A 9697-nucleotide genomic window follows, 5' to 3' on the forward strand; every position below is an offset into this window, starting at 1 on the left:
CCCCGGGCGGTCTTCTGGGTCTCTCCTGTGACAGGTCCTAGCCGAGCGCCCGGCCCAGCACGTAGACCGCCGGGGCCGCGGCCGCCAGCGGCAGGGCCACGCCCGCCGTGAAGTGCACGAACCGGGACGGGTAGTCGTAACTGGCGACCCGGTGGCCGATCAGCGCGCAGACCGCGGCACCGGCGCCGAGCAGCGCGCCCTTCGCGCCGAGGTCCGTCATCCCGCCGGCCGCGACACCGGCGCCCGCCGCGGCCAGCAGCGACACGACCACCGAGGCCGGGGTCGGCAGCGGCAGCGCACGGGCCAGGACCGCCACCGCCACCGCGGCGGCGCCGACCGACACCACGTCCGCCTCGGCGGCGAGGTACCCGGTCGCCGCGATGGCCAGCGCGGCCGAGGCGACGCCCGCCATCAGGCCGTACATCCGCTCGTCCGGGTCGGCGTGCGAGCGCAGCTGGAGGACGAGGCAGAGCAGCACCCACACGCCGAGAGTGCCGAGGATCGCGGCGGGCCCGTGCTCACGGCCGGCCGCGAACACCGCCGCGTCCGAGACCAGCGCGCCCAGGAAGGCGAGCGCGATGCCCTGCCGGGCCGGCCACATCCCGTTCAGCCGGAACCAGCCCGCCGCGGTGACGGCCTGGAGGGCGACGAGCGGGACCAGCAGGGCGTACGAGCCGACGGCCGCCGCTCCCGAGAGCAGCAGGCCGAGCAGCGCGGTGAGCGCGGCGGGCTGCATCCCGGGCTCGATGATCGGGGAGCGGCCTTCGAGGCGGGCGCGCTGGGCGTCGGTGACACGGGCGTTGCCCGCGAGGGTGGCGGGGCCGTAGGAGGGTCCCCCCGCCGCGCCGGCGTCGTCGTCACCGGCGGGCCGGTCGGCGGGCTCGGCCGCGGTCCGGGCGGCGGTCCGCTGGGCCTGCCCCGCGGCGGACCAGCCGCCCGCCGACGGCTCGTGGTGGCCCTGCTGCGGCTGCGCCTGTCCCTGATGTCCCTGGGGCGCCTGGCCGACGGGCGGCAGGTACGCCGTCTCCGCCACGGGTGCCGCGGGGACCGGGGGCTGCATCTGGGTCTCCCAGGTCTGCCCCTGCCACTGCTGGGTGTGCTGCTGGTCGCCGTACGGGTACGGCTGGTGCTGCTGCTGCCCCGACCAGGCCTGCTGCGGCTGGTGGCCCTGCTGGTGCGCCTGCTGGGGGTGCGCCTGCTGGGGGTGCTGCTGCTGCCCGTACGGGGCGTAGCCCTCGTACGGGGTCCCCTCGCGGGGTTCGTACGGCTGGTTGGTCATCGGTGGGGTCATCCTCCTGCGAACGGCGGGAGCACCTCGACCGTGCCGCCCTCGGCCAGCCGTACCGTCTCATGCCCGCGGGTCCCGACGGGGTCCCCGTCGACGAGGAACGAGCACCGGCGCAGGACACGCGTCAGTTCGCCGGGATGCCGCTCCCGGACGGCGTCGAGCGCCCCGGCGAGCGTGGCCGCGTCGTACGGCTCCTCGGCGACGCCGGCCGCGGCCTTGGCGGCGGCCCAGTAGCGCACCGTGCCCTTTGCCATCTCGTTCCTCGAGTCGGTTCGGCTGTGAACACGATCAGGCTAGGCCCTGCCGTCAAATTCCCGCCCGCCGCGCGACACCGGTGCCGCGGCCGGGGCGGGTGCCTGGGCCGGTGCCGCGGCCCAGCGGCCGATCCGGCGCAGCAGTTCCTCGTCCGCCGCGTGCTCGGCATGGCCCATGCCGGGCTCCAGCCAGAGTTCTCCGTGCTCGCCGGCGGCCGCGGCCAGCATCCGGGGGTGGTCGACGGGGAAGTAGCCGTCCCGGTCGCCGTGCACGATCAGCAGCGGCCTGGGCGCGATCCGCGGCACCGCCTCCACCGGGGACAGCGGCACCGGGTCCCAGTCGCGGTGGTGGATACGGGTGCGCAGGCCGAGGCGGCAGACCAGACGGCCCTCGGGCCGGGTCACCAGCCAGTGCACCCGGCGCATCAGGGCCGTCCCCCGGTAGTACCAGCGGGCCGGGCCGCTGACCGAGACCACGGCGTCCGTGCCCCCCGCGTGCTCAGGGCCGTACAGCGCCGCGTGCCGCAGCACCACCGAGCCGCCCATGGAGAAGCCGACGGTGACCACGCGCGCGTGCCCGAGCCCGCGGGCCCACTCCACCGCGGCCGCCAGGTCGAGCACCTCCCGGTCCCCCACCGTGGACCGTCCGCCCGAGGCCCCGTGGCCGCGGAAGGAGAACGTGACGACGGCTCCGTACCGCGTGAACGCCTTCGCCACCCGGCGAACATGTGGCCGGTCCGCGGCGCCGGTGAACCCGTGCGCCACGACGAACACGAGGTCACGGGCGGGTGGCGCGCCCTCTTCGTATACGACCGCCGCCGGGTCGTATACGGAATCGATCGTCACACCGTCGACGGTGTGTAGAAACGTCCGCAATGGTGCAGGTCTGCTCGTCTCGGGATTCGGACGAACGGCGGAACGCGCCTCATGACCTGCCGGACTGATGCTCATGTGGGCTATTCTGCTGGACAGAGGACTCGGGCAGTGAAGCCCCCGAGTCCTTTTGTGCTTTCGGGCGCTTTGTATGCAAAGCGGGAAACCGCAGGTGTACAGGGCCTTCGGCACACCTCGACTCCCTGGAGTCGCGGCGGGTCCCAGAGGAGCGGGAGCCGCACAGTAGGAGGCAGTGCCGCAAACGTCCTCGCAGGGACCGAGGAGGAACGAGACGTTATGGGCGAGCGAACCTTGCACGAACATGTGACGACGACCCAGGCAGGTGGCGTGCGATGAGTTCTCTGCTGCTCCTGACCAATGCCCTGCAGCCCTCGACGGAGGTGCTGCCCGCCCTCGGCCTGCTGCTGCACAACGTTCGGGTGGCCCCGGCGGAAGGCCCGGCCCTGGTCGACACGCCGGGCGCCGACGTCATCCTGATCGACGGCCGGCGGGACCTCCCCCAGGTCCGCAGCCTGTGTCAGCTGCTGCGGTCCACGGGACCCGGCTGCCCCCTCGTCCTCGTGGTCACCGAGGGCGGCCTCGCGGCCGTGACCGCCGACTGGGGCATCGACGACGTGCTCCTCGACACAGCCGGCCCGGCGGAGGTCGAGGCCCGGCTGCGGCTGGCCATGGGCCGGCAGCAGATCGTCAACGACGACTCCCCCATGGAGATCCGCAACGGCGACCTGTCGGTCGACGAGGCGACGTACTCCGCCAAGCTCAAGGGCCGGGTCCTCGACCTCACCTTCAAGGAGTTCGAGCTCCTGAAGTACCTGGCGCAGCACCCGGGCCGGGTGTTCACCCGCGCACAGCTGCTCCAGGAGGTCTGGGGCTACGACTACTTCGGCGGCACCCGGACCGTCGACGTGCACGTACGGCGGCTGCGCGCCAAGCTCGGCCCCGAGCACGAGTCGCTGATCGGAACCGTCCGGAACGTCGGTTATCGATTCGTTACCCCCGAGAAGGGCGAGCGCTCCTCGGACGAGGCGAAGGCCAAAGCGGCCAAGCCAAAGCCGGAGGATGCGGACGAGACGGCCGCCCTGGACAGCACCGGGGTCGGGGCGGAGGCGTAGCGGGGCTCGGGCGGGGTGTCCGGGGCGGCGCACGCGCGCATCCAAGCTCTGATACGCCCTGCCCAGCACCGATCCATCCGCGTAGACTCCGCGCGTGGCCAAGGTGACTCGGGATGATGTGGCGCGACTGGCGGGGACTTCCACCGCGGTGGTCAGTTACGTCATCAACAACGGACCCCGGCCGGTCGCCCCGGCCACGCGCGAGCGTGTCCTCGCCGCCATCAAGGAACTGGGCTACCGGCCCGACCGGGTGGCGCAGGCGATGGCGTCCCGGCGTACCGACCTCATAGGCCTGATCGTGCCGGACGCACGCCAGCCGTTCTTCGCGGAGATGGCGCACGCGGTCGAACAGGCCGCCTCCGAGCGCGGGAAAATGGTGCTCGTCGGCAACTCCGACTACATCGGTGAGCGCGAGGTCCACTATCTGCGGGCCTTCCTCGGGATGCGCGTCTCCGGCCTGATCCTCGTCAGCCACGCGCTCAACGACCTGGCCGCCGCCGAGATCGAGGCCTGGGACGCCCGGGTGGTCCTGCTGCACGAGCGGCCCGAGGCCATCGACGACGTCGCCGTCGTCCTGGACGACCTGGGCGGCGCCCAGCACGTCGTACGCCACCTGCTGGAGCACGGCTACGAGTACGTGGCCTGCATGGGCGGCACCGCGGAGACCCCTGCGGTCGGCGACCCCGTCTCCGACCACGTCGAGGGCTGGCGGCGGGCCATGGACGAGGCCGGGATATCGACGGAGGGGCGGCTCTTCGAGGCGCCGTACAACCGCTACGACGCCTACAAGGTCGCCCTCGACATCCTGTCCGGGCCCCGGCGGCCCCCCGCGGTCTTCTGCTCCACCGACGACCAGGCGATCGGCCTGCTGCGGGCAGCGCGTGAGCTGCGCCTGGACGTGCCGGGAGAGCTCGCGGTGGCCGGCTTCGACGACATCAAGGAAGCGGCGCTGGCGGATCCGCCGCTGACCACGATCGCCTCGGACCGCTCGGCGATGGCGCGGGCCGCGGTGGACCTGGTGCTGGACGACGGGCTGCGCGTCGCCGGGTCGCGACGGGAGCGGCTGAAGGTGTTCCCCTCGAAGCTGGTGGCCCGCAGGTCCTGCGGCTGCGAGTGAGCTTCCGGCTGCGCGTGAGCTCCGGGCTGCGGGTGAGGTTCGGGCTGCGCATGAACTCCGGGCTGCGAGTGAGCTTCGGCACGCCCGCCGCCCCAGGGCTGCGCACGAGCCGCCACGCGTCCGCCGCCCCTGGTCCGAGGCGTTTCTGAGATCGTCCTGAGAGGCCTCGCCCGGCCGTGGGCACCCGTTTTATATCGGGCATACGAGGTTCTACCCGCCTTCTCAGGGAGCACTCAGGAACCTCTCATCGTGGGGCGGGAAGCTCTTCTCATGACCGAGAGCTTCCGCCGCAGCGGCGAGTACGAGAACCCCTACCAGGGCGACCAGCAGCAGCCCGCGTACCCCCAGCAGCAGCACGCCTCCTCTCCCGTGGACCCGGAGTGGCCGCCCCCGCCGGCCTACCGGCCCGCCCAGCCCTACACCGAGCCGGTGACGGTGGAGCCCGGCACCACGGTGTGGCCGGCCCAGGCCGCCCCGGCGACCGCCCCCGCCGCCCCCACCGCTCCGATCGACTTCGCCGGCTTCGCGGCGGACGGCTCCGGTTCCGGTGCCGGCCACGGCGGCGACACCGCTCTCCTCGCCGCCGTGCCCGCCGGGCCCGCGCCGAAGAAGCAGCGCAACCGCGGCACGGTCGCCCTGCTCGCCGCCGTGGCGATCATCGCCGCGGCCGTGGGCGGCGGTACGGCCTACGGCATCCAGGAGCTCACCGGCAAGGACTCGGTCGCCTCCAGCTCCACCAGCACGAACGTGGTGCCCGCCGCCAAGAGGGGCACGGTCTCCGGGGTCGCCGCGGCGGTCAGCCCGAGCATCGTCGAGGTCGGCGCCACGCTCGGCAACGGCACCTCGACCGGCGCCGGGGTGATCATCACCAGCGACGGCGAGATCGTCACCAACAACCACGTCATCTCCGGCGCATCGTCGATCAAGGTGAAGACGAGCGACGGCAAGCAGTACTCCGCCGAGGTCGTCGGCACCGACAGCAAGAAGGACCTCGCCCTGATCAAGCTGGAGAACGCCTCCGGCCTGCCGGTGGCGACCCTCGGCAACTCCGACGGGGTCCAGGTCGGCGACGACGTCGTGGCGATCGGCTCCCCCGAGGGCCTGACCGGCACCGTCACCAGCGGCATCATCTCGGCCCTGAACCGGGACGTGACCGTCTCCACCGACGAGAGCCAGGGCCAGGACCAGGGACAGGGCGGCGGCAACGGCCAGTGGCCGTTCGAGTTCGGCGGCCGCCAGTTCAATGGCGACACCGGCTCCTCGACGACCACCTACAAGGCGCTCCAGACGGACGCCTCGCTCAACCCCGGCAACTCCGGCGGCGCGCTGATCGACATGAACGGCAACATCATCGGCATCAACTCCGCCATGTACTCGGGCGCGGACTCCTCGTCCTCGTCCAGCGCGGGCAGCGTCGGTCTCGGCTTCGCCATCCCGATCAACACGGTCAAGGCAGACCTGGCCGACCTGCGGGCAGGTGGCTCCGACAGCTGAACCGGCCCGCCCGCCGCACACGCAGAGGAGTACGTCATGATCAAGCAGGTTCCCCACCCGGTGGCCGGCATCGACGCGGCCGGTTTCGCCCTGGCCCTCGAAGTGGCGTACGAGCTGAACGCACCGCCGGCGCCGACGCGGCGGGCGCCCGAGGTGGCTCCCGAGCTGATGGGCCTGCGCACCTCCGCGGCCCGTCCGCACCGCCGCAAGGTGCCGCTGAAGCGGCTGACCGCGGTCCGCGGCTGAGCGTGGCCGGTCCGGCCCGCCGCCAGCTTCCCCGACCTCCCGGCCGGGAAACATGCGAGGCTGAACGCGGTACCGCCGGACCAGACCGATCACACCGATCACACCGCTCAGCCCGCTCAGCACGCAGACGTCCCACCGCATCCTCCGAGGAACCCCGCCCATGAGCTCCGCCGAAGGCGACCGTGACACCCAGCGCATCCTGATCGTCGACGACGAGCCGGCGGTGCGCGAAGCACTCCAGCGCAGCCTCGCCTTCGAGGGGTACGCCACAGAAGTCGCCGTGGACGGTGCGGACGCCCTGGAGAAGGCCGCCGCGTACCGGCCCGACCTGGTCGTCCTCGACGTCCAGATGCCCCGGATGGACGGTCTGACCGCGGCCCGTCGCATCCGCGGCGCCGGCGACACCACGCCCATCCTGATGCTGACGGCCCGTGACACGGTCGGCGACCGGGTCACCGGACTCGACGCGGGCGCCGACGACTACCTGGTCAAGCCGTTCGAACTGGACGAGCTGTTCGCCCGGGTCCGCGCGCTGCTGCGGCGCAGTTCGTACGCGTCCACGACCGCGGGACCGGACCAGGCGGACGAGGCCCTCACCTTCGCCGACCTGCGGATGGACCTGGCCACCCGCGAGGTGACCCGGGCGGGACGCCCCGTGGAGCTGACCCGCACGGAGTTCACGCTGCTGGAGATGTTCATGGCGCACCCGCGCCAGGTCCTGACCCGTGAGCAGATCCTCAAGGCGGTCTGGGGCTTCGACTTCGAGCCCTCCTCCAACTCCCTCGACGTCTACGTCATGTACCTGCGCCGCAAGACCGAGGCGGGCGGCGAGCCGCGCCTCGTGCACACGGTCCGCGGTGTCGGGTACGTGCTGCGCCAGGGCGGCGCGGAGTGAGCAGACTGACCCACCGGTTCCGTACCCTGCCGATCAGGGCACGGCTGTCGATGCTGGTCGCCGCGGCGGTGGCGTTCGCGGTGGCGGCGGTGTCGGTGACGTGCTGGTTCATCGTGCAGAAGAAACTGTACGAACAGGTCAACGACGACCTCAGGAAGATGGCGCGGCCGGCGCAGTACGACGCGGTCGCGGACCTCCTCGCGGCCTGTCCCCAGACCGGCGACGCCGACCAGAACGGCTCGAACGACCAGGGCGGCTTCAACAGCCTGCGGACCCAGAGCAGCTACGCCCAGCTGGTCAAGGCGGACGGCACGCCCTGTGTCTCCGCGAACTCCGTGGGCACCGTCAAGGTCACCCGCATCGACACGGACGTCATCAAGGAAGCGAGCCACAGCAGGGGGATCGTCCCCGACGGGATCATCCGCAACGGCACCGACACCGACGGCAACGCCGTGCGCGTGCTCACCACACCGCTGCTCGTGAACACCCCGGGCATCGGCCCGCCTCAGCTGTCCCGCGATACCGCGCTGCTCATCGCGGTCCCCCTCAAGAGCACCGAGTCCACCCTCAACGACCTCGCCCTCATCCTGCTGCTGGTCTCCGGCATCGGAGTGATCGGCGCCGGGGCGGCCGGTCTGGCCGTCGCGCGAGCGGGCCTGCGTCCCGTCGACAAGCTCACCGACGCCGTCGAACACGTCGCCCGCACCGAGGACCTCAGCGTCCGCATCCCGGTCGAGGACGAGAGCGACGACGAGATCGCCCGGCTCTCCCGCTCCTTCAACTCGATGACCTCCTCGCTGGCCAGCTCCCGCGAGCTTCAGCAGCAGCTCATCGCGGACGCCGGGCACGAGCTGCGCACCCCCCTCACCTCCCTGCGCACCAACATCGAGCTCCTCACCCGCAGCGAGGAGACCGGCCGCCCCCTGCCGGAGGCGGACCGCAAGGCGCTGCTGGCCTCGGTGAAGGCGCAGATGACGGAACTGGCGGCGCTGATCGGCGACCTCCAGGAGCTGTCACGGTCGGAGGGCCAGCAGGGCGAACGCGTCCAGGTGGTCTCGCTGGAGGACACCGTCGAGGCCGCCCTGCGCCGCGCCCGCCTGCGCGGCCCGGAGCTGACGATCACGTCCTCCGTCGACCCCTGGTACGTACGGGCGGAACCTACGGCGCTGGAGCGGGCGGTGGTCAACATCCTCGACAACGCGGTGAAGTTCAGCCCCGAGGGCGGCACGATCGAGGTGCGGCTCAGCGAGGGCGTCCTGACGGTCCGCGACCACGGCCCCGGCATCCCCGCCGAGGAACTCCCGCACGTCTTCGACCGCTTCTGGCGCTCCCCGAGCGCTCGCGCGCTGCCCGGCTCGGGCCTGGGTCTGTCGATCGTCGCGCGGACCGTGCAGCAGGCCGGCGGCGAGGTGAGCCTGACCCACGCGACAGGCGGCGGAACCGTCGCGACACTCCGCCTGCCCGGCTCGAAGACCCCGCCTCCCGAACTCCCCTAGGGCCGCCCCGGCTTCGCGGAAATTCCGGAGTACCCCGAGCGGCACATCCGACCGGTGCGGTCCTACGATGTGCTGCCTGAGGGGGAGGCTTCGTGAGCGTCGTTGCGAACACCGGCGGAAGCGGCTTCGAGCGGGAGTACAGGCGTCGGCGATGGCCCATGTCCCGAGCGCGGTTGATCTTCCTGGTCGTCATCATCATGAATGCCGTGGTTCATATGAGCCGGAGCGAGGACTTCATGCCGCTCTGGGCCCAGGGCGGGTTCGTGGCCCTGATGCTGGCGATCGTGGGCTGGGCCTGGCTGGAGCAGGCCCGGGGGCGCACCCGGGTGGGGGCCGACGGGATCACCGTGCGCAGCGCCCTGCGGGAGCGGCATGTGCCCTGGGCGGACATCTACGACATCCGCGCGGAGCCGTTCCGCAACCGCCGCACGGACGGGCCCCTGCTGTACGCCTACCTCTACCGCCACGACGGCCGGCGCACGCTGCTCCGGCAGGTGGACGACTGGCAGGTGGCGGACTTCGCCGCCGAGCTGGAGGGACTGCGCGAGACCGCCGTCGGGTACCGCGGGACGGCCTGGGAGCGGCAGCCGGAGACGGAGGAACGGATACGGCTGCGGACCGGGCACCGCAGAGCCTGGGAGCACTCGGTCACCGGTGCGGTGATCGCCCTGGCGGCCATGTTCCCGGTGATGATCGTGCGGGTGGTGATCGGGGCTCCGGTGCATCCGTTCCTGCTGTTCGTCTGTGTTCCCGCAGTCGCGTTCGCCGTCGTGGCCGTGGTGCAGCGCCGACGCTGGAGGTCCCTGGTGCCCTCGTACATGCGCGAGCCGTAGCCGCGACACGCCGACACGAGACGCAGACACGCGACGAGGGGCCCGGGACGTACGCCGCACGTACGTCC

Annotated in this window: 10 protein-coding genes; 7 read left to right on the plus strand and 3 right to left on the minus strand. The window is 72.2% G+C overall.

Translation table 11 applies throughout. From position 1 onward, the window contains the following. Positions 1-37: 37 nt before the first annotated feature. From ABT085_RS38740 to ABT085_RS38750, 3 genes are read right to left on the minus strand one after another with little or no spacing between them, the layout of a single operon-like run. Entirely contained in the window at positions 38-1279 is a 1242-nt protein-coding gene (locus ABT085_RS38740; RefSeq protein WP_351619332.1) for a hypothetical protein, read from the minus strand. A gap of 8 nt (positions 1280-1287) precedes the next feature. After that, positions 1288-1542, minus strand: a complete 255-nt coding sequence (locus tag ABT085_RS38745; RefSeq protein ID WP_152885628.1) for a MoaD/ThiS family protein — start codon at positions 1540-1542, stop codon at positions 1288-1290. Between the two features lie 39 nt (positions 1543-1581). Further along, positions 1582-2493 (minus strand): alpha/beta hydrolase, encoded by a 912-nt coding sequence (locus ABT085_RS38750; RefSeq protein ID WP_351619335.1) that lies wholly within the window; start codon positions 2491-2493, stop codon positions 1582-1584. A gap of 275 nt (positions 2494-2768) precedes the next feature. Between ABT085_RS38750 and ABT085_RS38755 the strand changes: the two genes are divergently transcribed. From ABT085_RS38755 to ABT085_RS38785, 7 genes are all read left to right on the plus strand, one after another. Continuing rightward, positions 2769-3548, plus strand: a complete 780-nt coding sequence (locus tag ABT085_RS38755) for a winged helix-turn-helix transcriptional regulator (RefSeq protein WP_351619338.1) — start codon at positions 2769-2771, stop codon at positions 3546-3548. A 94-nt stretch (positions 3549-3642) separates the two neighbouring features. Further along, positions 3643-4665 carry a LacI family DNA-binding transcriptional regulator gene (locus ABT085_RS38760; protein WP_351619341.1) on the plus strand — a complete coding sequence of 341 codons (1023 nt, stop codon included), beginning with the start codon at positions 3643-3645 and terminating at the stop codon, positions 4663-4665. A gap of 270 nt (positions 4666-4935) precedes the next feature. Next, positions 4936-6159: a S1C family serine protease gene (locus ABT085_RS38765; RefSeq protein WP_351619344.1), complete on the plus strand. Its 1224-nt coding sequence runs from the start codon at positions 4936-4938 to the stop codon at positions 6157-6159. Between the two features lie 36 nt (positions 6160-6195). Continuing rightward, positions 6196-6405, plus strand: a complete 210-nt coding sequence (locus tag ABT085_RS38770; RefSeq protein ID WP_351619347.1) for a hypothetical protein — start codon at positions 6196-6198, stop codon at positions 6403-6405. A 160-nt stretch (positions 6406-6565) separates the two neighbouring features. Then, positions 6566-7300 carry a response regulator transcription factor gene (locus ABT085_RS38775; protein WP_351619350.1) on the plus strand — a complete coding sequence of 245 codons (735 nt, stop codon included), beginning with the start codon at positions 6566-6568 and terminating at the stop codon, positions 7298-7300. Next, positions 7297-8796 carry a sensor histidine kinase gene (locus ABT085_RS38780; protein WP_351619357.1) on the plus strand — a complete coding sequence of 500 codons (1500 nt, stop codon included), beginning with the start codon at positions 7297-7299 and terminating at the stop codon, positions 8794-8796. The genes ABT085_RS38775 and ABT085_RS38780 overlap by 4 nt, the downstream gene beginning before the upstream one ends. 92 nt (positions 8797-8888) lie before the next feature. Next, positions 8889-9629, plus strand: a complete 741-nt coding sequence (locus ABT085_RS38785) for a PH domain-containing protein (RefSeq protein ID WP_351619360.1) — start codon at positions 8889-8891, stop codon at positions 9627-9629. Positions 9630-9697 lie beyond the last annotated feature (68 nt).

This window comes from Streptomyces sp. NPDC002265 (assembly GCF_040296125.1).
Taxonomy (GTDB): Bacteria; Actinomycetota; Actinomycetes; order Streptomycetales; family Streptomycetaceae; genus Streptomyces.